General features: G+C 62.6%; 16 protein-coding genes. 11 read left to right on the top strand and 5 right to left on the bottom strand.

Annotated features, from left to right (window positions below):
- The first annotated feature begins 98 nt into the window (after positions 1 to 98).
- From BZG29_RS27190 to BZG29_RS27175, 4 genes are all read left to right on the top strand, one after another.
- Positions 99 to 4,826 carry an NAD-glutamate dehydrogenase domain-containing protein gene (locus BZG29_RS27190; protein ID WP_077408830.1) on the top strand — a complete coding sequence of 1,576 codons (4,728 nt, stop codon included), beginning with the start codon at positions 99 to 101 and terminating at the stop codon, positions 4,824 to 4,826.
- Positions 4,826 to 5,845 carry a succinylglutamate desuccinylase gene (locus tag BZG29_RS27185; RefSeq protein WP_077408829.1) on the top strand — a complete coding sequence of 340 codons (1,020 nt, stop codon included), beginning with the start codon at positions 4,826 to 4,828 and terminating at the stop codon, positions 5,843 to 5,845. Before BZG29_RS27190 ends, BZG29_RS27185 begins: the two co-directional genes overlap by 1 nt.
- 146 nt (positions 5,846 to 5,991) lie before the next feature.
- On the top strand, positions 5,992 to 6,972 hold the full coding sequence (locus tag BZG29_RS27180; RefSeq protein ID WP_077408828.1) for a DUF2167 domain-containing protein: 981 nt from the start codon (positions 5,992 to 5,994) through the stop codon (positions 6,970 to 6,972).
- 109 nt (positions 6,973 to 7,081) lie between these two features.
- On the top strand, positions 7,082 to 7,591 hold the full coding sequence (locus BZG29_RS27175) for a DUF1993 family protein (protein WP_171985115.1): 510 nt from the start codon (positions 7,082 to 7,084) through the stop codon (positions 7,589 to 7,591).
- Here the strand turns inward: BZG29_RS27175 and BZG29_RS27170 are convergent.
- A complete protein-coding gene (locus tag BZG29_RS27170; protein WP_077408827.1) occupies positions 7,588 to 8,166 on the bottom strand; it encodes a glycine zipper 2TM domain-containing protein in 579 nt (192 codons plus the stop codon). The genes BZG29_RS27175 and BZG29_RS27170 overlap by 4 nt on opposite strands.
- 161 nt (positions 8,167 to 8,327) lie before the next feature.
- On the opposite strand from BZG29_RS27170, the gene BZG29_RS27165 reads away from it, so the two are divergent.
- From BZG29_RS27165 to BZG29_RS27140, 6 genes are all read left to right on the top strand, one after another.
- Positions 8,328 to 9,440 carry an NADH:flavin oxidoreductase/NADH oxidase gene (locus tag BZG29_RS27165; RefSeq protein WP_077408826.1) on the top strand — a complete coding sequence of 371 codons (1,113 nt, stop codon included), beginning with the start codon at positions 8,328 to 8,330 and terminating at the stop codon, positions 9,438 to 9,440.
- 161 nt (positions 9,441 to 9,601) lie between these two features.
- Positions 9,602 to 11,185, top strand: coding sequence for an ATP-binding cassette domain-containing protein (locus tag BZG29_RS27160; RefSeq protein WP_077408825.1), 1,584 nt, complete (start codon positions 9,602 to 9,604; stop codon positions 11,183 to 11,185).
- A 254-nt stretch (positions 11,186 to 11,439) separates the two neighbouring features.
- Positions 11,440 to 11,898 (top strand): RidA family protein, encoded by a 459-nt coding sequence (locus BZG29_RS27155; protein ID WP_034745569.1) that lies wholly within the window; start codon positions 11,440 to 11,442, stop codon positions 11,896 to 11,898.
- Positions 11,899 to 12,028: 130 nt separating this feature from the next.
- Positions 12,029 to 13,459 (top strand): amino acid permease, encoded by a 1,431-nt coding sequence (locus BZG29_RS27150; protein WP_077408824.1) that lies wholly within the window; start codon positions 12,029 to 12,031, stop codon positions 13,457 to 13,459.
- A gap of 448 nt (positions 13,460 to 13,907) precedes the next feature.
- Positions 13,908 to 15,380, top strand: a complete 1,473-nt coding sequence (locus BZG29_RS27145; RefSeq protein ID WP_077408823.1) for an amino acid permease — start codon at positions 13,908 to 13,910, stop codon at positions 15,378 to 15,380.
- A gap of 67 nt (positions 15,381 to 15,447) precedes the next feature.
- The gene (locus tag BZG29_RS27140; RefSeq protein ID WP_253192725.1) at positions 15,448 to 17,397 is read left to right on the top strand and encodes a S9 family peptidase; all 1,950 of its coding nucleotides are present in this window, start codon (positions 15,448 to 15,450) and stop codon (positions 17,395 to 17,397) included.
- Positions 17,398 to 17,408: 11 nt separating this feature from the next.
- Here the strand turns inward: BZG29_RS27140 and BZG29_RS27135 are convergent, their stop codons facing one another.
- Positions 17,409 to 19,559, bottom strand: coding sequence for an FUSC family membrane protein (locus BZG29_RS27135; RefSeq protein ID WP_077408822.1), 2,151 nt, complete (start codon positions 19,557 to 19,559; stop codon positions 17,409 to 17,411).
- A 90-nt stretch (positions 19,560 to 19,649) separates the two neighbouring features.
- The gene (locus BZG29_RS27130) at positions 19,650 to 21,338 is read right to left on the bottom strand and encodes a M14 family zinc carboxypeptidase (protein ID WP_077408821.1); all 1,689 of its coding nucleotides are present in this window, start codon (positions 21,336 to 21,338) and stop codon (positions 19,650 to 19,652) included.
- A gap of 152 nt (positions 21,339 to 21,490) precedes the next feature.
- On the opposite strand from BZG29_RS27130, the gene BZG29_RS27125 reads away from it, so the two are divergent.
- Positions 21,491 to 22,072: a hypothetical protein gene (locus BZG29_RS27125; protein WP_077408820.1), complete on the top strand. Its 582-nt coding sequence runs from the start codon at positions 21,491 to 21,493 to the stop codon at positions 22,070 to 22,072.
- A 69-nt stretch (positions 22,073 to 22,141) separates the two neighbouring features.
- Here the strand turns inward: BZG29_RS27125 and BZG29_RS27120 are convergent, their stop codons facing one another.
- Positions 22,142 to 24,295 (bottom strand): S46 family peptidase, encoded by a 2,154-nt coding sequence (locus tag BZG29_RS27120; RefSeq protein WP_077408819.1) that lies wholly within the window; start codon positions 24,293 to 24,295, stop codon positions 22,142 to 22,144.
- A gap of 307 nt (positions 24,296 to 24,602) precedes the next feature.
- Entirely contained in the window at positions 24,603 to 24,872 is a 270-nt protein-coding gene (locus tag BZG29_RS27115; RefSeq protein ID WP_071075198.1) for a GlsB/YeaQ/YmgE family stress response membrane protein, read from the bottom strand.
- Positions 24,873 to 24,939 lie beyond the last annotated feature (67 nt).

Raw genomic sequence — 24,939 nt, 5'->3', positions numbered from 1 at the left:
ATTGGACGGGCGACCCCCGTCTCTTGACACCGCTGCCGCCCAGCCACAAGCCCGAACGACAGCGTTGGACATTCACATTACCGTAATGGAGATGCAAGATGAATCACACGCCACAAGATTTGCGTACACAAACGCTGGAGCTGATTAACGCGGCTGGCAATGCGGGCAAGGCGGCAGCGCCTGTCGTGCAGCTGGTGCAGGCATGGCTCGACTCGCTCGACGCCGAAGACCTGGCCGACATCGCGCCCGGCAGCCTGGCACCCGTGCTGGTCGACGGCTTCACGCAAGCGGCCAAGCGCACCGGCAGCGGCTGCCAAATCGCCACCCTGCGCTATGCGGATGGCCGTGGCGCCATGGCGAGCGCCTTGCTGATCCTGAACGAAGACATGCCTTACCTGGTCGATTCCATCGTCATGGCCATGCGCCGCCAGCACCTGGCCGTGCGCGGCGTGATGAATACCGTGCTGCCCGTGCGCCGCGCCGCTGACGGCAGCGTCGAAGCGGTGCGCCAGCCTGGCGATCCGCTCGAATCGTATGTGCTGGTGCTGCTCGACGAAGAGCTGGCGCCGGAAGCCCTGGCCGCGCTGGTCGCCGCCCTGGAAACGGTCGCGCGTGACGCTGCCGTTGTGCGCCGCGATGCCGCCGCCATGAGCGAGCGCTTGGCCACCGTCGCCACGGCCGCATCGCAGCATGGCGAAGAAGGCGCGGAAGTGGCCGCCTTCCTGGAATGGGCCCGCAGCGGCGGCTTTGAAGTGTTTGGCTACGCCTATTACCGCGTCAAGCCGGGCGTGCGCGAACTCGAACGCGACATTCCTAGCCGCATCGGCGTGCTGCAGGATACGGCGCACCCCGTGTACGGCACCTGCCTGGCAAATATCCCGGGCGATTTCGACACCCTGGCCAAGCGCGACTCGGCGCTGTCCATCGTCAAGGCCGACGTGGCGGGTACTTTGCACCGCGACCAGCAGCTGGACTTCATCGGCGTGCGCGACATGGATGCGCAAGGTGCGATCCTGGGCGAGCATTGCTTCGTCGGCTTGTTTACCCGCGCCGGCAACTCCACTCCGCTGGCGGCGCTGCCATTTGCGCGCGGCCGTGTGGCCAAGGTACTGAGCTTGGCCGGCGTGCGCCAGCAAGGCTTCCGTGCCGAGAAATTCCGCGAAATCCTCGAATCCCTGCCGCGCACGGAAGCGCTGGAAGCGGATCTCGACTGGCTGGCGCAAGTGTGCGGTTCCGTCGTTTCGCTGTACAAGCAGCCGCGCACCAAGGTCTTCGCGCGCCGCGACGTGTATGCGCGCCACCTGAACGTGCTGGTCTACCTGCCGCGCGAGCGCTACAGCGCCAGCGTCGCATCGAGCCTGGCGAAAGCCCTGCAAGCCAGTTCCGGCGCCACGCATGTGAGCACGCAGACCCTGGTGGCCGACGGCCCCCTGGCGCGCGTCTACCTGATCGCCCACGCCGCCCGCTACCCGCTGGACCTGGAAACGGATATCGAACAGCCGTTGCTGGGCGTGCTTGATGGCTGGCATAACGGCTTTGCCGCCGTGGCCGACGCCGTGCCCGACGTGGCCCTGCGCACCAGCCTGCGTAAACTCTGCGCTACCTTGCCGCTCGATTACGTGGCCGCCACCGCGCCGGCCATCGCCTTCCGCGACCTCGACACCATTCTGCGCAATACCGACCCGGCGCACGTGGCCGTGCGCATCGAGACGGGCACCGTTACCACCATCCGTTTGTACTCGGCCAACAAGGTACCGCCGCTGTCGACCATCCTGCCGGCCCTGCACAACGCGGGCGTGGCCATCGATCGCGAACAGGCGTATTCGGTTTCGCTGTCCGACGGCACGCGCTATTTCGTCACCAGCCTGACGGTCGATGCCGCCAGCGCGGCGAAACTGGCACAGCCATCCGTCGTCGCCGTGGCGCAGGAATTGTTTGCTTCCCTGTTCAACGACACGGCCGAAGATGGCCGCCTGAATGGCCTGGTCATCGAAGGGGGCTTGTCGACGCGTGAAGTGCAACTGGTGCGCGCCTACACCAGCTACTGGCGCCAGACGGGCAGCCGCTTCTCGGTGCGCTACATTGCCGAAAGCCTGCGCAAGCAGCCGGCCCAGGTCAAAGCCCTTGTCGACGCTTTCCTGCAGCGTTTCGATCCGGCGCTGTCCGACGCGCAGCACGCGGCGGCTCTGGAGGCCATCGCCGCCATCAAGGCCAGCCTGCCTTCCGTGAACCATGCGGACACCGAGGAAATCCTCGGCGCGCTGGCCGACCTGATGGCTGCCACCCTGCGCACCAGCTATTTTCAGAACAATCAAGCCGGCGACAAGATCATCTTCAAGTTCGACACCAGCAGCCTGGCGCTGGTGCCGGAACCGCGTCCTTACCGCGAGATTTTCGTCTTCTCGCGCCGCTTTGAAGGCGTGCACCTGCGCGGCGGCCCTGTCGCCCGTGGCGGCTTGCGCTGGTCCGACCGCATGGAAGACTACCGCACCGAGGTGCTGGGCCTCGTCAAGGCCCAGATGGTCAAAAACGCCGTCATCGTGCCGGCCGGTGCGAAGGGCGGTTTTGTCTGCAAGATGATGCCGAAGGACGCCGTGCGTGAAACCATCGCGGCCGAAGGCGAAGCCGTCTACCGCCTGTTCATTTCCAGCCTGCTGGAAGTGACGGACAACCGCTCGCTGGGCAATATCGTCCCGCCAGTCGACACCGTGTGCTTCGACGACGCCGATCCATACCTGGTGGTGGCCGCCGACAAGGGCACGGCCACGTTCTCGGACATCGCCAACGGCATCGCCGTGCAGCGCGGCTTCTGGCTCGGTGACGCGTTTGCCTCGGGCGGCTCGAACGGCTACGACCACAAGAAGCTGGGCATCACGGCCAAGGGCGCATTCGAAGCCGTGAAGCGCCACTTCTATGAAATGGACCACGACCTCAGTACCACCCCGATCACCATGGTCGGCGTGGGCGACATGTCGGGCGACGTGTTCGGCAATGGCGTGCTGCTGTCGCGCCAGCTGAAACTGGTGGCCGCGTTCGACCACCGTCACATCTTCCTCGACCCGACACCGGACGTCGCCGTCTCGTTCGATGAGCGCGCGCGCCTGTTCGCCTTGCCGCGTTCCTCGTGGGACGATTACAACAAGGACTTGATTTCGGCAGGCGGCGGCGTGTATCCGCGCTCCGCCCGCACGATCGAACTGTCGCCGCAAATCCGCGCCGCACTCGATATCGCCGAAACCTCGCTGCCGCCGGAAGAACTGATGCACCGCATCCTGAAGTCGCCCGTGGACCTGTTCTACAACGGCGGCATCGGTACCTACATCAAGGCGTCCACCGAGACGCACGCACAGGTGAAGGACCGCGCGAATGACCATATCCGCGTCAGCGGCAATGAGCTGCGCGTAAAAGTCGTGGCCGAAGGCGGCAACCTGGGGGCGACCCAGGCCGGCCGTATCGAGTTTGCACTGACGGGCGGACGCATCTTCACCGATGCGATCGACAACTCGGCCGGCGTGGATTGCTCGGACCATGAAGTCAACGTGAAAATCTGGCTGGACGTGGAAGTCAATGCGGGCAAGCTGACGGAAGCCGACCGCAATCGCGAGCTGTATGCGATGACGGACGACGTCGAGCGCCTGGTCTTGCGCGACAATACGCAGCAGACGCATTTGCTGGTGCGCGAATTGCAGGCGCAAAGCGAAAGCGCCGTGCAGGACGGCTATGCCGCGCTGATCGCCAGCCTGGAAGAAGAGGGCGCCCTGTCGCGCGAACTGGAGCAACTGCCGTCGGTGGCCGAACTGGCACGCAGGAAGAGCGATGGCCGCGGTCTTACCACGCCGGAACTGGCGGTGGTGATCGCTAACGTGAAGAACCGCTTCAAGCGCATTCTGTCCGCCTTGCCGCTGACGGACGAAACGTGGGCCGAACCGGTGCTGAAACCGTACTTCCCGTCGTTGCTGGTGGAAACCCGTTCGGCGCTCGACCACCCGCTGGCCAACGCCATCCTGGCGACCGTGCTGGCCAATGAAGTGATCAACCGCTGCGGTCCGCTGATGATCCGCAACCTGGCGGCGGAACACGGCGTGGACGAATCGACCGTGATCCTGGCCTGGGGCCAGGCATGGGTGGCGCTGAACCTGGCGCCCGTGTTCGACGCGCTCGATGCGGACGCGCTGACGATCCCACGCGACGTGTCGATCAAGGTCGATGCGCAAACGCGCGTGCTGCAGCAAACGATGATCGCCGGCGTGCTGTCGGTGCCTGCCGAACAGTTGCGCGGCGCCGGCCTGGCCGAATTGACTGGCCTGTTCGGCGCGGAATCGAAGCGCGACCTGCTGAAAGCCGTCGGCATCAAGTCGGAAGCGGCGCAGGTAGCCGGCCTGACGCCAGCCTTCGTGCAGGCGTGGGATGCGGTCGATGCGCTGGAAGTCGTCGCCGGCTTCCTGTTCCCGGCCCTGTCCGTGCCGCGTCCTGCTTCGATGGACCTGGCGGCCTTCCTGCAAGTGGGCCTGGCCCTGCGCAGCCAGGCGGGCATCGGCACCCTGGAGCGTGGCTTGAAGCTGGCCGCGCAAGGCAAGTCGCAGGAGCAGTTGCGCAACTACGCGCAGCAAGCCCTGCGCCGCACGCAACAGCGTCTGCTGACGCAGGTGCTGGCGCGCGCCGAGCAAGGCAATGCAGGTCAGGCCGTCGATGCCGTGACGGGCGCGCTGGGCCTGTCGGCCTATGTAGCGGCGACGGAACTGGAGCAAGCCATGCTGGACGTGTGGACCTTGTCGGAAGCCGTGAATAAAATCACGGCGAAACCCACAGCGGAAGCGGCGGTGTAATGACGCAGGCAGTAACCCAGGTAGTACCGGGCGCTGGCGGCTTGCCGCCAGCCGTGCAGGCGCTGGCGCAGGCCGATTTCAGCGGCGTGGCGCAGCTGTTTGCCAACGCCGGTTTCACGGTGGCCTTGCCGGCGCCCGGCATGCTGCAAGTCGTCAAGCCGCAGGCCGATGCGGGACGCGCCAGCGTGGCCGTCTCGGTGGGCGTGCATGGCGACGAGACGGGGCCGATCGAAGTGCTGGCGCATCTGCTCGACGCCCTGTCGCGCGATGCGTCGAAGCTGGCCGTCGACCTGCTCGTTTGCGTGGGCAATGTCGATGCGATCCGGGCCGGCAAGCGTTTCATCGACGCCGACCTGAATCGCATGTTCCGTCCCGTGCGGGGGAGTTTGGCGCAAGCGGCGGAAAGCGCGCGTGCCGATGAAATGATCGCTGCGACAAAAGCGTTCTTTGAAGCGGCGGGCCCCGTGCGCTGGCACCTGGACTTGCACACGGCCATCCGGCCTTCCGTGTACCCCACGTTTGCCATCGTGCCCGACCTGGTGGCCGACGACGCCAAGGCACAGCTGATCGACTGGCTGGGCCAGGCGGCCATCGGCGCCATCATCATGAACCCGCAGTCGGCCGGCACCTACAGCTATTACTCGGCCGAGCATTTCGGCGCGGCCGCCAGCACGGTGGAGCTGGGCCGCGTGGGGACCCTGGGACAGAACGATTTGTCCCTGTTCGACGACGTGTCGCGGGCGCTCGATGGCTTGCTGCGCGGCTTGCCTGCGCAGCCCGTCAAGGCGCAACCGCACGTGTTCAAGGTGGCGCAGGAAATCATCAAGCACAGCGATGAATTCCGCATGGCGTTTGATCGCAGCACGCAGAATTTCACGTCCCTGCCGCAGCACGCCGTGATCGCCAGCGATGGCGACCACGTCTACACGGTGCAGCATGCGGAAGAGCTCGTGGTGTTTCCGAACCCGGACGTGCGCGTGGGCTTGCGCGCCGGCTTGATGGTGGTGCGTACTTCCTGATCTTTCAGTCATGCATAGCATCAGGCGCCAGCCGGGGAAACCCGCCTGGCGCTTTTTTGCAAAAAAGATGCCACACAGAAATAATTATCCATTAAGCAATCACTTGGTTTAAAATATTTGCCCTTTTGTAAATTCTTGGATCGATCATGTTGAAACGCCTGCTGACAGCACTGCTGTGCCTGACCCTCTCCGGCCTGACGGCTGCCGCCCCTGCCGAAGAGAAGGCAGCCGCGCCGGAAATGACGGCCGAGCAATTCCTCGCCCAGTTGCACCTGCAGCGCGGCAAGATCACTTTGCCGGGCGGCATCGCCACCCTGGATTTGCCCGCCAACTTCCGATATTTGTCGCCGGCGGACGCCGAACGCGTGCTGGTCGATGCCTGGGGTAACCCGCCGGGCATGGAATCGCTGGGCATGATCGTGCCCGCCAAGACCAGCGTGCTCGAACGCGATAGCTGGGGCGTCATCGTCACGTATGAAAAGGAAGGGCATATCAAGGATGACGATGCGGACAGCATCAAGTACGACGAATTGCTCAAGGATATGCAGGCGTCCGTGCTGGAAAACAATGCGGAGCGCAAGAAACAGGGCTATCCCGGCATCCATTTGATGGGCTGGGCGGAAAAACCCAGCTATGCCAAGGATACGCACAAGCTGTACTGGGCCAAGGACTTGATGGTCGATGGCGGCGAGCACTCGCTGAACTACAACGTGCGCGTGCTGGGCCGCGAAGGCGTGCTGAACCTGAACGCGATCGCCAGCATGCAGCAGATCGAGGCGATCAAGAAAGAGATGCAGCAAGTGACGGCGTTCACGGAATTTACCGAGGGTAACCGCTACACGGATTTCGACAGCAAGACGGACAAGGTGGCCGAATACGGCCTGGCGGCGCTGGTGGCGGGCGGCGTGGCCAGCAAGCTGGGCCTGTTTGGCAAACTGCTGGCGCTGTTGCTGGCCTTCAAGAAAGTGCTGATCCTGGCCGTGGTGGGCGGCGGTGCGGCCATCGTCAAGTTTTTCGGCGGCAAGCGCAAGGATAAACAGGCGCTGCAGCCGCAGCCCGCACCGCAGCCTGAAGCGGCGGAACAGCCCGGCCATGCGCCGGATGGCAAGGTGAACCTGGACAAGTAATAGCAACTGGGCCGCTCGGTGCGCTGGCGCACAGGAGTGGCATGGTGCGCGCTGCCGGAAGACGGCGCCTCGGGTACACTGGCTCATCGATCACTATCAGGAGTCCGCCATGTCCGTGTCCATGTATCAGGCAACCATTCCCGTCTTCATCCGCGGCTTGCGGGTCGTCTCGGCCCTGCTGGAAAAAGCGCAAGCCCATGTGGAGGAAGATGGCATCGTGCCCGAGATTTTACTGGGCGCGCAGCTGGCGCCCGACATGCTGGACTTGACGGCACAGGTGCAGCGCGCCAGCGATACGTCGAAGATGTCGGTCGAGCGCCTGAGCGGCGTGCCGGCGCCGAAGTTTGAGGATAACGAAGCGTCGTTCGAGCAATTGCAGGAACGCATCGCCAGCACCATCGCCTACATCGACAGCGTGAATGCGGGCCAGATGGCGGGCAGTGCGCAGAAGGAAGTCGTGCTGAACTGGACCGACGAGGGGACAAAATTCTCGGGCGACAATTACCTGCTCAGCTTTGCCTTGCCGAATTTCTATTTTCACGTTTCCATGGTCCACGCCATTTTGAGAAACAATGGCGTGGCCGTGGGCAAGCTCGATTATCTGGGACCGTACGATTAACGCTGTGGCTGCTGTTGGACCTGGTTCTGCACTGCATTGCCCAGCATGCCGCCGCCGATGACGCCGGCCACCGTCGCCAGCGCCTTGCCGCGGCCGCCACCGACCTGATTGCCGATCAAGCCGCCGATGACGGCGCCCGTGCCGATGCCCACGTAGTTCGGTTGTGCCGGCGCCGGTGCAGGCACTGGCTGCGGCTGGCGTACGGGTTCGCGGTAGGCCGTGTCGCGGTAGCCATCGTCATTGTAGGCAGGCCGTGCCTGTGCCACTTGCGTGTGGTGCACGACGCGCTTGTGCACGACGGGTGCCGGGGCTGGTGCCGGGGCGGCTTGCGCGACGACAGGCGCGGCTACCGGTGCAGTCACGGGAGCAGTCGCGGGCGCTGCCAGGGCAGCGGCGCCGGCCGGCGTCATGGCGGCCACGTCGGCAGGGATGGCTGGCGTGGCAGGCACATTCGCCCGCGAATTGGGCAGGATGCCGGCGATGGACGCTGCGCCCACCAGGCACAGGACCGTCACGGAAATGGCGGCGCCGGCCATCAAGGGGTGGATGCGGCTGGCGGTAGTCGTCGTGTTCATGTGTTCTCCTGGTGTGGCACTGCGGGTGTTATTGATGTGTCCAGATTAACGGTCTCCTCGCCGCAAGGCTAGACGGTGCGCTGTATCAAACGTAAGCAGGTGTAAGGCTCAGATCGCCAAAGCGCAGTAGAATCGGTGCATTCCCCTTTCCGGAGTCCGCCATGAGCCAGTTATTCACGCCATATGCACTGGGGCCGCTGCTCGTGGCCAACCGTATCGCCATCGCGCCCATGTGCCAGTACTCGGCCGACAACGGCAACGCCACCGACTGGCACATGATCCACCTGGGCCACCTGGCCTTGTCCGGGGCGGGCTTGCTGATGACGGAAGCGACGGCCGTCTCGCCCGAGGGACGCATCTCAGCCGAAGACCTGGGCCTGTGGTCGGACGCGAACCAGGCGGCGCTGGCCAACGTGGTGCAGGCGATCCGCCGCCACGCGCCGATTCCGCTGGTGGTGCAACTGGGCCACGCGGGACGCAAGGCGTCGAGCCGCGCGCCCTGGCAGGGCGGCGCCTGCGTGCACCTGGCCGAGGGCGGCTGGCAAACGGTGGCGCCGTCCGCCATCGCCCACTCTCCCGGAGAAACCGTGCCGATCGCCCTCGACGAGATGGGTTTGTTGCAGATCAAGGGCGCGTTTGTCGCGGCCGCCCAGCGCGTGCATGCGCTCGGCATTGAAGGCATCGAACTGCATGCGGCGCACGGTTATCTGCTGCACCAGTTCCTCTCGCCCCTCTCCAACCACCGCACCGATGCGTATGGCGGCAGCCTGGAAAACCGCATGCGCTTTCCGCTGGAAGTGTATGAAGCCGTGCGCGCCGCCGTGCCCGACAGCGTGGCCGTGGGCGTGCGCCTTTCCGCCACCGACTGGGTCGAGGGCGGTTGGGAAATCGAGCAAAGCGTGCGCTTCGCGCAGGAACTCAAGCAACTGGGCGCCGACTTCATCCACGTCTCCAGCGGCGGCATTTCGCCGCAGCAGCAAATTCCCGTGAGTCCCAGCTACCAGGTGGCGTTTGCCGAGCGCATCAAGCGCGACAGCGGCTTGCCCACCATCAGCGTGGGCTTGATCACGGAAGCGCAGCAGGCGGAAGACATCATCGCCAACGGCCAGTCCGACATGGTGGCGCTGGCGCGCGCCATCCTGTTCGACCCGCGCTGGCCCTGGCATGCGGCGGCCCTGCTGGGCGCGCAGGTGTCGGCGCCACCGCAGTACTGGCGCTCGCAGCCGCGCGAATTCAAGCACCTGTTCGGCGACACGACCCTGGGCCAGCGCTAACGTGTCTCGTCTGCTACACTGACGCTTCTTCCCCATTTCTCCAGGACGCTTCGACATGCGCCATTGATACTGCCGTGCTGTGCACGGCCTCGCCCTTCCCGCCACAGTGCCTTTGCGCCGCGCGGGTTCGCCAGCCCTGTCTGCACGTACAAGGAGTATCCATGCCCGCATTACTACAACTCGACCGTCTTTCCTTTGTGCTGCCCGATGGCCGTGCCCTGTTTTCCGATTTGCAATTTTCCTTTGCTCCGCAACGTATCGGCCTCGTCGGCGATAACGGCGTGGGCAAGAGCGTGCTGGCGCGCCTGCTGGCGTGCCGGGCGCAGCCGTCTTCTGGCGCCGTGCGCTGTGACGGCGCCGTGCATTACGTGGCGCAGGAACTCGATCCGCAGCGCTATCCCACCGTGGCGGCCCTCGCTGGCGTGGCCAGCTTGCTGGCGGCGCTGGCGCGCATCGCCGAAGGCAGCATCGACGAGGCCGACTACGCTCTGGTGGGAGACCGCTGGGATGCCCACGCGCGCTTGCGCCAGGCGCTCGACGCCCTCGATTTGCGCCATGTCGACGCCGACACGCCGACGGCTGGCCTGAGCGGTGGCGAGCGCCAGCGCATCGCCCTGCAAGGCGCCTGGCTGTCGCAGGCGGACTGGCTGGTGCTCGATGAACCGAGCAACCATCTTGATGCCCATCAACGTGCCCGCCTGGTGGCGCAGATGGCGCGCTGGCCCGGCGGCTTGCTGCTGATCAGTCATGACCGCGGCTTGCTGCAGCACGTCGATGAAATTGTCGAGTTGTCGCCGCAGGGCTTGCGCAGTTATGGCGGCAATTACGCGCTGTATGCACAGCAGCGCGCGCTGGAGCAGGCCGGCTACGCCGTCGCCCTGCAGGCAGAAAAGGCCGGCGCCAGGCGCGAACAGCGCGAAGCGCAGCAGCAGGCCGAGCGCCAGCAGCGCCGTGTCGGACGTGGCGAGCGCGAGGGCCGCGAAGGCAACCAAAGCAAGCTGCTGCTTGATGCAAAAAAGGAGAAAAGCCAGGATAGCCAGGGCAAGCTGCGCGTGCGCGCGCAAGAGGCGCAGCAGGCGCGCCAGCAAAGGGTGATGGACGCCAGCGCCCGCTGCGCGCCCGAGGCCGAACGGCTGCTGCTGGCGCCCGAGAGTGGCGTGCCGAACGGGAAACTGATCCTGGAGCTGCGCGAATTAGTCTTGCCGCATGGCCAGGCGCACGCCATCAACCTGGTACTGAGTGGCCCGCGCCGCCTGGCCGTGACGGGAGACAATGGCAGCGGCAAGTCGACCCTGCTGCGCGTGATCGCCGGACAGCTGGCGCCCGCCAGCGGCGCGCTGCGCTGCCACGCGCAGGTGGCGTGGCTGGACCAGCATGCTGGGCTGCAAGACGGCGAGTGGAGCGCCGTGCAACGCTTGCAGGAACGCAACAGCATTGTGCCGGAAGGCGAGCTGCGCACGCGGCTGGCGCTGCTGGGCATTGCCGGCGCGCGCGCCACCATGCCCAGCCGTTTGCTGAGCGGGGGCGAGCGCATGAAGGTGGCGCTGGCGGCCGAACTGTATGCGCAGACGCCGCCGCAATTGCTGCTGTTAGATGAACCCGACAATCATCTGGACCTGGCCAGCCTGCAGGCGCTGGAGCAGATGCTGCTGCAATATCCGGGGGCGTTACTTGTGGTTTCGCACGATCAGGCATTTTTGCAGGCGATAAACCTTGACCCGGAGGGCTTGACATTGCATAAGTGATAATTTAATGAAAAAAGTCACGCTCGATGCCTGTAGAGCATGCTTCATGAACCGATGCTGAATTTTGTTTGATTGTCGGTATAATCCACTGAATAACCGGGCCTATTTGTGAACTAAAACTGCTGGTTCACCAATATGATGACGTTTAATCTGGCACTGTTGTCGGTCACTACCGCGCTGCCAGGGCGTCATCCTCCGTGCCCTGCCGTGCATGAATTTTGGTTTCGCTTATATTGTTTTCTTGGAGAAATAGCATGTCGTTTTACGAAAAACTCAAAGCCCTCAACATCGAATTGCCAGTCGTTGCCGCCCCAGCTGCCGCCTACGTGATGCATGCCCGCACGGGCAACACCGTCTTCCTGTCCGGCCACCTGGCCAAGAAGGATGGCAAGGTCTGGGTGGGTCAACTGGGCAAGGATGTCACCACGGAAGAAGGCAAGATCGCTGCACGCGGCATCGCCATCGAACTGATCGCCACCCTGCAAGACGCCTGCGGCGGCGACTTGAACAAGGTCAAGCGCATCGTCAAGGTCATGAGCCTGGTCAATTCCACCTCCGAATTCACGGAACAGCACCTGGTGACCAATGGCGCCTCGGAACTGTTCGTCGAAGTCTTCGGCGACAGCGGCAAGCACGCCCGCTCCGCCTTCGGCGTGGCGCAAATCCCGCTGGGCGCTTGCGTCGAGATCGAGCTGATCGCCGAACTGGCCTGACGCAGTAGCCTGACCACATGAGCATGCCGGCGCTCAGCCGCCGGCTCGCCTTTTCTTCCTTTCCAGCAAGAGCGGAACCGCCATTGGGGTGGAGGGATCGGTGTATTCAAGAAAAAAACGGAGACACGTAATGAAAACGACTGAACAAGGCTTGCACCGCGGCCTGGGCGAGCGGCAGATTCGCCTGATGGCGCTGGGCGCCGCGATTGGCGTGGGCCTGTTTTTGGGTTCCGGCAATGCCATCAAGATGGCCGGTCCCGGCATCATGCTGTCCTACATCATCGGTGGCGCGGTCATCTTCATGATCATGCGCGCGCTGGGCGAAATGGCCGTGCACAACCCTGTGGCCGGCTCCTTCAGCCGCTATGCCCAGGATTACCTGGGACCCCTGCAAGGCTATCTGACGGGCTGGAACTACTGGTTCCTGTGGCTGGTCACCTGCGTGGCGGAAATTACCGCCGTCGCCATCTACATGGGCATCTGGTTCCCCGACGTGCCGCGCTGGATCTGGGCCCTGGCGGCCCTCGGCTCCATGGGCGCCATCAACCTGCTGGCCGTGAAAGCCTACGGCGAATTCGAATTCTGGTTTGCCCTGATCAAGGTGGTCACCATCATCCTGATGATCGTCGGCGGCACGGGCATGATCATCTTCGGTTTGGGTAACGGCGGCGTGGCCGTCGGCATCTCGAATCTGTGGACGCATGGCGGCTTCTTCCCGAACGGCGCGCAGGGCGTGCTGATGTCGCTGCAGATGGTGATGTTTGCCTACCTGGGCGTGGAAATGATCGGCCTGACGGCCGGCGAAGCGGCGAACCCGAAGAAATCGATTCCCGACGCCATCAATTCCGTGTTCTGGCGCATCCTGATTTTCTATGTCGGCGCATTGTTCGTCATCCTGTCGATCTACCCATGGAATGAAATCGGCACCACCGGCAGCCCGTTCGTCATGACGTTCGAACGCCTGGGCATCAAGACGGCAGCCGGCATCATCAACTTCGTCGTGCTGACGGCGGCCTTGTCGTCGTGCAATGGCGGCATCTTCAGCACGGGCCGCATGCTGTACAACCTGGCGCTGCAAGGTCAGGCGCCGAAGGCGTTTGCGGAAACCACGACCAGCGGCGTGCCGCGCCGCGCCATCCTGGTGTCCGTGTTTGCCCTGCTGCTGGGCGTGTTGCTGAACTACCTGGTGCCGGAAAAAGTGTTTATCTGGGTTACCTCGATTTCCACCTTCGGCGCCGTCTGGACCTGGGGCGTGATCCTCGTCACGCAGATCCAGTTCCGCAAGACCTTGACGCCGCTGGAAATCAAGAACCTGGCCTTCCGCATGCCGTTCGCGCCCTACGGTTCCTGGATTTCGCTGGCTTTCCTGGCGCTGGTAATCGGCCTGATGGCGTATTTCCCCGATACGCGCATCGCCCTGATGGTGGGACCGGCCTGGCTGATCCTGCTGACGGTACTGTACTACGCGCTGGGCCTGGCGCCGAAAGACCGCCGCGACGACGTGCCGCAAGGCTACGAAGCGGGCTGGCCTGCGGCCGATGCGCCGCACGTCAAGAAGTAAACCAGCGTAGTTGAGCTGAATCAAAAGCGCGCCCCTGCCCCTGCAGCGGCGCGCTTTTTCTTTCATAGAAACAATTTCTTCTTCGCCTGCACTCCTGCGGCTTTGCCAGCGTACGCCTGGCGTTGTTTCCTTGCATCAAAGTTCTGTTTAGCTGAACCGATGAAAGCCCTATAATCGCTTAGTTTTGAAAATGGACGCGACCTTTCCGGTTTTTTGCCAGGTAAGTAATCGCCAGGAAATTATTGTGAATTTATAGCAAACAGAAGTGGATGTGATGCAAGGCGCCCGGCGCGACGCAGTGCGAGCACTGCTAGCGATGGGTAACGCAGCAGCGTGCCACTTATGGAAGCTAGAAAACACAAGAATTTATTGGGGGTTACTCAAGGCCGGAGCGCTATTTGTTTTTACCCGTCATGCGAAAATACGTGTGCCTCATAAAGGAATGCTAGTGAGCCAAACCCTGGTCCAGAAACTTTGCCGCACCAAGCCGATCGATACCACGGTCGAATATGGTGAAGGCCTCAGCAGCAGCGGCTTGAGCCGGTCCATCGGCCTGTTTTCCCTCACCATGATCGGCGTCGGCGCCACCATCGGCACGGGCATTTTCTTTACCATGGTCGAAGCCGTCCCCAAGGCGGGCCCATCGGTCGTCCTGTCTTTCCTGATCGCCGCCATCACGGCCGGCCTGACGGCCCTGTGCTATGCGGAGCTGTCGTTCCGCATTCCCGCCTCCGGCTCTTCGTATTCGTTTGCCTACGCCACCGTGGGCGAGTTCCTGGCCTTCATCATGGCCGCCTGTCTGCTGCTCGAGTACGGCTTGGCGGGCAGTGCCGTGGCCATCGGCTGGTCGTCCTACCTGAATAACTTCCTGGAAAATGCCTTCGGCTGGCATATTCCCGAGATGCTGCGCACGCCGATGATCGTTTCCGGTCCGCATGGCATGGAGTTTCATGCCGGCCACATCAACCTGCCGCCCATCTTTTTGATCTGCATGTGCGGCTTCCTGCTGCTGCGCGGCGCCAAGGAATCGGCCCTGATGAACGCCATCATGGTCATCATCAAGTTGGCGATCCTCGTGTTTTTCATCGTCATCGCGTTTTCCGGCTTCAATGCCGACAATTTCTTCCCCTTCTTTAATACCGACAATAGCAAGGGCTTTGCCGGCATGACGGGCGTCACGGCGGCGGCCGGCACCGTCTTCTTCTCCTTCATCGGCCTCGATACGGTGGCGACGGCGGGCGACGAAGTAAAAAATCCCACACGCAATGTGCCGCGCGGCATCCTCGGCGCCTTGCTCATCGTCACCGTGTTTTATTTACTGGTGGCCGTGGCGGCCCTCGGCGCGCAACAGGCGAAATTGTTCGAAGGCCAGGAAGCGGGCCTGGCGGTGATCCTGCAAAACGTCACGGGCAAGACCTGGCCCGCACTGGTGCTGTCGGCCGGCGCCGTCATTTCTGTCTTCAGCGTGACCCTGGTGACGATCTACGGCCAGACGCGCATCCTGTTTGCCGTCAGCCGCGACGGCCTGATCCCGAAATCGTTCCAGAAGATCCACCCGCGCACCCTGGTGCCGGTCAGCAATACCATCATCGTTTGCCTGGTGGTGGCCGTGGTGGCCGGTTCCGTCGATGCCACGTACTTGTGGGATATGGTCAGTATCGGCACCCTGACAGCCTTCATGGTGGTGTCGATCGCCGTGCCCGTGCTGCGCCACAAACAGGGCGCGAACCGCATCGAAGGCTTCAGCGTGCCGTTCGGGCCGTACGTGATTCCTGGCCTCAGCGTGCTCGCTTGCCTGTACATCATGCGCGATTTGCCGCATACGACGTTTGTCGTGTTCAGTGTCTGGATGGCGGTGACGGTGGCCATTTATTTCCTGTACAGCATGCGGCATTCGCACCTGGGCAAGAAGGCCCGCTAATGCAGTCTGTTCCATCCGAAACCGCCGCACTTGCCGGCGGTTTTTTTTATTTCTAACCGGAATTTACATGATGAAAATAACTGATTTGGCCGCTTGCGGCTTGTTGGCAAGCAGCCTTCTGGGCACCCTGGCACAGGCCGCTCCTGCCACCGAGCCGGCCTTGCGCGATTACCGTGCTGTCGCCCTGTCCGCGAATGGCCAGCGCATCGCCACCATCGAATCGAGCAGGGCGGGCGAACAGCCGCAGCGTCCGCACGCGGTCATCGTCGTGCGCGACGCCGCCAACGGCGCCATCGTGCAGCAATTCGATCCGTGCGCCGTGTGTTCCTACGACAAGCCCAGCTGGTCGCCGGACGGCAGGCAGCTGGCTTTTGTCGGCTACGACGCCAAGGCGGGCACGGCGCAACTGTACCTGGCCATGATGACACAGGCGCAAGCCCAGATATTGACGAGCATCAAAGGTGTGGCCAGTACGGCGCGCTGGTCGCCGGACGGCAAGCAGCTGGCCCTGCTCGCGACGGTGGGCGCGCGCAAGCTGGCCGGTGCCGTGGAAGCGGGTGCGCGCCAGGTGGGCGAAGTGGGCAGCGAAGACGATGCCCAGCGCATCGCCGTCGTGCCGGTCAGCGGCGGCGAGCCGCGTCTGCTGTCGCCAAGCGACACCTACGTGTATGAATACAACTGGACGCCCGATGGCCGCGGCTTTGTCGCCACCAGCGCGCAAGGCAATGGCGACAGCAACTGGTGGGTCGCCAAGCTCAGTCATATTGATGCGGCCACGGGCGCCCTGCGCGTGATCGCGTCGCCGGCCATGCAGCTGAACCTGCCATCGGTCTCGCCGGACGGCAAGACGGTGGTCTTCATCGGCGGCCTGATGAGCGATTTCGGCTCCATCGGCGGCGATATCTATACCGTACCGCTGGCCGGCGGCACGCCGCGCAATCTCACGCCAGACTATCGCGGCACCTTCAATGGCGTCGTCTGGCGCGGCGCCGGCTTGCTGGCAACGGCCCTGATCGACTCGCAGCTGGCGCTGGTGTCCGTCGATGCGCAAAGCGGCCCGGTCCGGCCTGTGCTGCTCGGTGAGCTCAGCAGCAGCGGCAGCGATGGCCGCCTGTCGTTCAGCGCCGATGGTCGTCACGCCGCTGCCGCCCAGGAAGATTTCACGCACGCCAGCTACCTGGTGGCGGGACCGGTGGGCCAGCTGAAAAAGATTACGCGCGACAACGACGGCTTTGCGCCGCAACTGACGGTGCAGAACGTGGGCTGGAACAACGAGCAATACAAGGTGCAAGGCTGGCTGCTGGGGCCGTTGAAGGCGGACGCAGGCAAGCGCTACCCGATGGTCGTCAACGTGCATGGCGGGCCCGGCGCCGCCGCCTCGCCCCGTTACGTCGCGGCGAGCACGCTGATCCACGAATTGACGCAAAAGGGCTATTTCGTCTTCCTGCCCAATCCGCGCGGCAGCTTTGGCCAGGGCCAGGCCTTTACGCGCGCCAATATGGCCGACTTCGGCGGCGGCGACTGGCGCGACATCCTGGCCGGTATTGATGCCGCGCAAAAAGTGGCGCCCATCGACGGGGACCGCCTGGGCCTGATCGGCCATTCGTATGGCGGCTTCATGACCATGTGGGGCATCACGCACAGCGACCGCTTCAAGGCGGCCGTGGCCGGCGCCGGCGTGTCGAACTGGATCAGTTATTATGGCCAGAACGGCATCAACCAGTGGATGATCCCGTTCTTTGGCGCCTCCGCGTATGACAATCCGGCCGTCTACCGCAAGGCTTCGCCCATCGAATCGATCAAGGCAGCGAAGACGCCGACCCTGATCTATGTGGGCGAGCGCGACGTGGAAACGCCGGCAGCCCAGTCGCTGGAATTCTGGCACGGCTTGCGCGCCATGGGCGTACCGTCCAGCCTATTCATCTACGACGGCGAAGGCCATTCCTTCCGCAAGCCCGAGCATCAGCGCGACTTGCAGAAGCGCACCGTCGGCTGGTTCGAACAATATTTGAAGTAAGTTGCGCAGGCTTAGCGCGGGGCCACAATATGCACGATCGCCGCGCTATGTATCACGATCTTGTCCGCATCTGCCTGTAACAAGCGGATGCGGCGCTGCACCAGCGGCCAGCCCGACCAGGCCACGTCGCTGACGGGCGGCGCGGCAGGCGCGGCCAGCGGGGCGCTGATGGCGGCCTTGTTGTCGAGCTGTTCCAGTGCGCGCGACAGGGTCAAACACACTTGCGTATGGCTATGGCTGAGCAAGGCATTGACGGGCGCGACGGGCAGCTGGCTGGCATGGCGGCCCAGGATCGAGCGCAGCGCCGCCACGTGGGCGACCAATAAGTAATTTTGCACGATGAACAGGTTGATGTCTTCCACGGCCCGCTGCTTGCTGGCCGGTTCATCGAGCATGCGCACCAGCGCCGAGCTGAGCGCGGCCAGGCTGTCCATCAGGCGCTTGCGCTCGATACGGTAGGCGAAGTCATCGAAACATTTCCCCTGCAGCAGCGCGAAGCTGGCCTGCATATAACTCACATTCACATTCAGCACCTGGCGCACCAGCCGTGGCAGGCTCTGGTATTCCCAGTTGGCCAGCACGAAGCTGAAGGCGGTCGCCACGGCCGCGCCGATCAGGGTGTCGATCAGGCGTTCGCTGACGAGGTTCGGGTTGCTGGGCGCCACCAGGTGCATTTGCAGCAAGATCATCAGACTCACGGCGATGGCCGTGTAGCGGTAGCGCAAATAGATGAAGGTGGGCGTGGCCACGATGGAGAGGAACAGGATGGCCATCAGCACGATATTGCTGTGCACGAAGCGGATCACGATGGCCGTGATGATGCAGCCGATGATGGTGCCGATGATGCGGTCGGCGCGGCGCTGGCGCGTCATGCTGAACGTGGGGCGCAGGATGATGACGATGGTCAAGACGATCCAGTAGCTGTGCGCCGCATACGGCAGCCAGTGTCCGATCAGCAATCCCACCGAGATGGCCATCGATACGCGCAGGGCGAAGCGGAACACGGGCGAGTCCAGGCGCAGATTCGACAGCAGGGTTTTCAGTTCGTATTTCTGCTGCGACAGGAACGGCGCCATGTCCGCGCCGCTCCAGAACGGCACGTTGTCATACACTTTCTGGCTGGCCAGGTGCAATTCCGCGATCATTTTCAGAATGGCGCGGATCTTGTTGCGCTGCGCGCGCAGGGTGGCCAGCGCTTCCTGCGCATTGTCTCCTTGTGCATGCAGGCGGGCAATTTCCTCTTCGATATCGGCCCATTCCTTGTCGTAGCTGATCTGCGCATATGAGGCGCGCTTGCGCGTGACGGCATACGCCACAGCTTCGATGTCGCGCGCCGCCTTGTACGCCAGGTCGTGCAGGGACTTGAGCACGTCGGAGTCGGCCAGGTGCTGGCGCAGCAGCGCGTAATCCGTGTGCGTGGACAGGATCAGTTCATATAAATCGAGCATGCACACATGCACCTGCACGACGATAGCATCCTTGCTGTTTTTGTGGCTGCGCAAGATCAAATCACGCGATGCTTGCTGGCGGTCGGCCAGGATGCTTTGATGGCGCACCAGCTTGTTGAACTGTTCCGTCAGGTTAAAACGCGTGTCGTAGAAATCGGCCTTGATGTCGATGTAGGCAGCCAGTTCGAACAGGGCTTCGGCCAATACTTGCTGCTTGATGCGGTGGCGCAAGACCCAGGCGATGGCCATGGCGTAGGCCAGATAGATGAGGCCACCGAGCATGAACAGGCCCGCATGGTGGAACGATTGCTGCCACGTCATCTGGTGCTCCATCGACATGGTCATGATGAACAGGGCAGCCAGCTGCAAGGGCATGGATTTCTTGCCGTACACGACCATCATGCTGGCGAGGAAACTGACGAGCACGAGCACCGTCATCAACAGCCACTGCACGGGGCCGCACAGGCTGATTAACAAAGTGACGGCGCTGCACAGCAGGACGGAGGCCAGCATTTCGTTGAACTTGTGGCGCAGGGGGCTGGGCATGTCCATCAAGGTCGTGCACAGGGCGCCGATGCACACCGTCATGGCGGTGGCGCTGTCGCTGATTTCCTGGACCAGCAAGGCCAGGCCGACCAGGCCGATGGCCACGCGCAAGCCCAGGTAAAAATAATGGCTGTAAATAAAGGTGCGCAGGTTCAGTGCGTAGTGCATGGGATTACCTTGTGGGCAGGGCACAGAAAGAGGCGCCGCACCGGGGTCTCCGATGCGGCGCCAGGATGTTGCAGTCGCTACAGCCTTGATTTACATCAGGGCAATCACGGGATATCTACGCCATTCTGGCTCGGCAAAGCGCTGGCAGTGTGCAAAGATGAAGTTCAGCACGGCTTCCTGATTGCTCAGCAGGGCGGGATTCGCTGCTTTCCACTCAGCAAACTTGGCGGCCAGCGCCGGCTCGTCGCGCAGCAGCTCGGATGCCATGTCCTCGAACACATAATCGGAAAACGCTTCTTTCTTTTCCAGTACGCTGTTGAAGAAACCCCAGCGGAAGAAGCTGTCGTGCGCCTGCGGTTCCAGGGTTTCCACGGCGTAGCGGGCGTTGTCCTGGTCCAGGCTGACGACATAATCGCCCGCCTGCACGGTGAACTGGCCCGTGCGCGCTTCGAGTTCTACATTGTCGTGGAACATGTGGCCTTCGTAGGCCGTGGCCCGCGTGCCGACGTCGGTGATGTGGTAGTAGCGCGCCGTTACCGTCTGTTCGGTGGTGATGCGGCTCATTTCGACGCCGTTCCAGCGCAGCCGTTCGATGACTTCGCGCCACGCTTGCGGCACGATATAGGCTTTTGGCGCGGCCACGGTGACGTCCGCATCGAAGCGGTTGTAGTAGGTGATATCGCGTTCCCAAGGCTGCGAGCGGTCGTACGACAGGCGCTGGTAGTTGCCCAGCAGACTCGGCGTGTATTGCGCTGCATAGCCCTTGAAGGGGAAGGTCGACGGTTGCTCTTCATTCATGGCCCAGTGGATGGGCCATGCGGCTTGCGTGCGGCCGGCCGCCTTCGCTTGCGCGCGCAATTGCTTGATCTGTTCACCATGTTTGACCGTGAACGCCATGGTGATGTCGAGCAGGGCGCGCATGGATGCGTAGCGGTCGGCAAACGGTTTCAGCATGTGCGTTTCCGGCATGAAACCGATGACGTGATGCAAGGCCGCAAAACCCGTCGAGAAACGGGGCACTTCGAGGAATTCGGCGATGCCGTGGTCGGGACTGTCCTTGACGGGATTCACATAAGGGCAGGTGGGCCAGCCGGCTTGTTCCATCTGCGCAAAGATGTGCGGCAGCATGGTGTCTTGCAGGAAGGGGCCGAGGCCATTGCCCAGCTTATCCGTCTGCGTGTGGATCAGGGTCATCGTGTACGGGTAGTCGGCGCCGTTCGACGTGTGGGTGTCGACCATCACGTCCGGGTCCCAGCTAGCCAGCAGGCGGTTGAACACTTGCGCGTTCAGGCTGTCGCACTTGATGAAATCGCGGTTCAAGTCCAGGTGGCGGCTGTTGCCGCGGAAACCGAATTGCTCCGGGCCATCCTGGTTTACGCGCGACGTGTTGGCGCGGTTCAGGCTGCCATCGACGTTGTAGATCGGAATGAACAGCAATACCGTGCTGGCCAGCGCCGCCAGGCGTTCCGGCTGCGTGCAGAGGTCGCGCACGATGGCCATGCAGGCGTCGATGCCTTCCGGTTCGCCCGGGTGGATGCCGTTATTGTTGAAGAACACGGTGCGGCCTGTGCGCTTGATTTGCTCGCGGTCAAACACGCCATCGGCACTGACGACGCCAGCGTGGATGGGCACGCCCGAGTCGGACAGGCCGATCTGTTCGAAGTGCAGCACCTGCGGATAGCGTGCTGCAAGATCTTGATAGAAGGTGATGCATTCCAGCCAGGTCGTGGTCTGGTTGTGGTTACCGAGTTCGTAGGTCGTGCGCAAGTCTGGTGGCATAGCGGTCTGAGTCTGGGAGGAGGAAGGCGCGCTGGGTAAGTACGCCCGCTAGGGGCCAATTGTAGCACCGGCGCTCCTGCCTTGATGCGCAACAGGAGGCGATCGCCGGACTTGTGTTATGAATACGTTTCAGGCGCAAAGATGGAGGCGGCATGGGCAAGACGGCGATGGTAGCGATGGCGGCGCTGGTGTGGGGGATAGGCCTGGCGGCACAGGCGGCGCCGTTGCGCTTGCCGGCGGGCAAGGAGCCCGTGGCGCAGGGCGGGTCCGTCATGGCCAGCGCGCAGGGCGCGTTGATACGCTACCGGGGTTGGCTGCTGGCCATCGATGGCGCCGTGCCGGACGAGCGGCCTGACATCGTGCTGACGTCGGCGGATGCGCGCCACGCGCCGCTGCTGCAGATCGGCGCCACGCAGCGTACCTTGCCCCTGTGGTCAGCCTTCGAGCTCGTCAAGGGAAGCGCGCGCCTGCGCATCACGGCGCTGCCGGGGCCCGATGCGCTTCCCGCGCTGCTGCTGGACTTTGGCGATGGCGATTACCGCATCGTGATTCCCGCCGCCCCCATCGAGCGGCAAGCCTATCCGCTACTGGCGCAACGCTTTCCCGGCGCCGACCTGGCCTTGCTGCTGCAGGATGGCCGGCGGGTCATGTTGCCGCTGGGAAGTGGCAGCGCGCAAGTGTTTGGCGCAGAGCAAGCCGTGCCTTACCGTTTTGCGAAAGTGAAAAAACGTTAGGCGAAAAAAAAGCCACTCCCGCAGGAGTGGCTCAGGCTAAAGCGCCCGTTGCCGGGTTATTGCTTTTTGTTATTCAGCGCCCATTTCTTTCAGCAGGTTGTCTGCGTGGTCGATGTGTTTCATGTTCCACAGCATGTAGCGCAGGTCGACCTGGATCGAACGGGTATTGGCCTTGTTGTAGTCCCAATCGGAAATGATCGAGTCCAGCGTGCCGTCGAAGGCCAGGCCGATGAATTCGCCTTTCGAGTTCAGCGCAGCCGAACCGGAATTGCCGCCGGTGATGTCCAGGGTGGCCAGGTAGTCGACCGGCACGGTTTTCAGCTTCGGATCGACAAATTTGCCGAAGTCCTTGGCTTTGATCGCGGCCAGTTGTTTCGCTGGTGCATTGAACTCACCTTCGCCCGTGGCTTTGGCAACGACGCCATTGACGGTGGTGAACGCGGTCCAGGTGGTGCCGTCGGCGCCATGGTCACGGCCGGCAACGCGGCCGAAGGTGACGCGCAGGGTGCTGTTGGCGTCAGGATAGACGGCTTGGCCTTTGCTCTTCATGAAGGCAATTTTTGCTTTCATGTAGTTTGCGTAGGCTTGCTGGATCTTGCCTGCCAGTTCTTCGTCTTCCGCTTCGTTTTTCAGCGAATCCGGGTACATGGCGACGGCTGCCTGGATGAAGCTGTCCTTGCTGGCCTGGAATTCGGCTGGCGTGCGTTTCAGCCATGCTGCGCGCTCGGCCTTGTCGGCCAGCTTGCTGCCCGCATACAGTTTGTCCAGGGCGGCCGACAGGTCGGCTGGCGACATGCCGTCCTTGATGCCGATGGCGGCGTCAAAGCTGGCGCGGCGCTGTGCTGCCGGTTGCGCGGCGTATTTGGCCAGGCTGTTCAGTACCAGCGCCTTGTCGACTTTTTCATCGTAGGTGCGCTCGACCGAGGTGATGCCTGCTTCCAGGCGTGGCAAGTCGCGCGACTGGTAGCCGGACTTGCGTTCCGTGTCGGCCTTGGTGCTTTCGTTGGACAGGCGGTACAGGCTGCGTGCCGTGTTCAGCAGGCGTGGCTGTGCGTAGCCCAGGAAGAAATCGCGCTTGGTGTCGGCATCGCGCTCGGCGATCAGCTTTTCCACTTGCTCGATGTCGCCGGCAAATTCCGCCTTGCGGGCAGCATTCGCGTTGACCCAGGTTTTCAGGGCTTCATGTTCTGCCGTCTTGCGTGCCAGGAAGTCGCTGCCCGCGTACGAATCGAGCATGCCTTGGCGATTCTTGTAGTAATTGTTCACGCCAGCCACTTGACCTGCGTATTTCAGGGCAACATCCTTGTTGTCCTTGGTTTCGCGCGCGATGATGGCCAGGGTTTCGCCCGACGCTTTCACGAAGGCCGGGTAGTTCCAGTCAAACGTGAATGCCACTTCCGATGGCAGGCGGTGACGGTTGGTGCGGCCAGGGTAGCCCAGCGCCATGACGAAATCGCCTTCTTTCAAGCCATCCTTGGCCAGTTTCAGCACGTGTTTTGGCTGGTACGGCACGTTGTCCTTGCTGAAGTCGGCAGCTTTGCCGTCCTTGCTGACATAGGCGCGGTAGAAACCGTAGTCGCCCGTGTGGCGTGGCCACATCCAGTTGTCGGTGTCGCCGCCGAACTTGCCCACGCCGGCAGGAGGCGCGTGCACCAGGCGCACGTCGCGGATTTCCAGTTGCTTGATCAGGTAGAACTCCAGGCCGCCGTAGTAGCTCGACACGGTGCAACGGAAACCGGCTTCTTTTTCGCATTCGGCGACCAGTTTCTTCTGGTTTTTCTCGATCGCGTCGATGCGTGCCTTGCCTTGCAGCTTGGCCACGTCGGCGGTGATGATCTTGTCGCTGACATTGGTCACGGCGGAGGTGACGAAGATGCGGCTGCCTGGGGCGGCCGGCAATTCTTCAGCGAACGTCTTGGCCAGGAAACCGTTGGCCAGCAAATCGCGCTCTTTGGTCGAATTGACCGCCACGCTGTTGTAGACGCAATGGTGGTTGGTGGCAACCAGGCCTTGCGGCGAGACGAACGAGGCCGAGCAACCGCCCAGGCTGACGATGGCGCCCATCGGGAACTCGGTCAGTTTGGTCAGGGTGGTCGGATCGAGTTTCAGTCCGGCCGCTTTCAGTTCCTTGGCTACTTGTGGCAGCTGTTGGGGCATCCACATGCCTTCGTCGGCGTGTGCGAAGTTGCTCAGGATAGCGAGCGCGATTAAAGATTTTTTCATTCGAGTTCTAGTCTTTTACATGAAGGGAAGTCGGAACCAACGTGTACCCAGTGTTTTTTCTCAGCGGGCGACCTAGAGTATCCGTATCGAACTCGCACTAGTCAATCACATTTTCCCGACAGCATGTTTGTAGTTGATTGTAAGAATTGCACTATTTTCAGCATTGCAGGGGCTGGAGCCGGCTGCGAACGGGCATTTTCCAGTGCCGCGGCTGTGGTATTGTCCATACAATTGTCTTGCCAGCAATAAAAAGTGGCCGGGCGCTTGCGCGGCCCGGCCACTTGCCGATGTGCTGCTGTTGGTCTGCTTAGCGTATTTTGCCGCGGCGCAAAAGATTCACGATACCCAGCAGGATCACGGCGCCCAGGAACGAAACGAGCAGCGAAGACAGGCTGAAATTGTCGCTGTTGATGGTACCCGTGCCGAACAGGGGCGCCAGCAGCCAGCCGCCCAGGAAGGCGCCGACGATACCGACGACGATATTGAGGAAGATGCCCTGTTGCGCATCCGTTTTCATGACCATGCTGGCCAGCCAGCCGATGACACCGCCAATAACGATCCAGATAATGAAATTCATGTAATCCTCCGCGCGATGGATGAGTGGTTGTGCCAGAGCGGTGCGGCCTGCACGTCATGGCAAATTG

This window comes from Janthinobacterium sp. LM6 (assembly GCF_002002885.1).
GTDB classification, from domain to species: Bacteria; Pseudomonadota; Gammaproteobacteria; order Burkholderiales; family Burkholderiaceae_D; genus Janthinobacterium; species Janthinobacterium kumbetense.
Note: the sequence above shows the minus strand (reverse complement) of the source record. Positions and strands in the feature narration are given on the sequence as shown.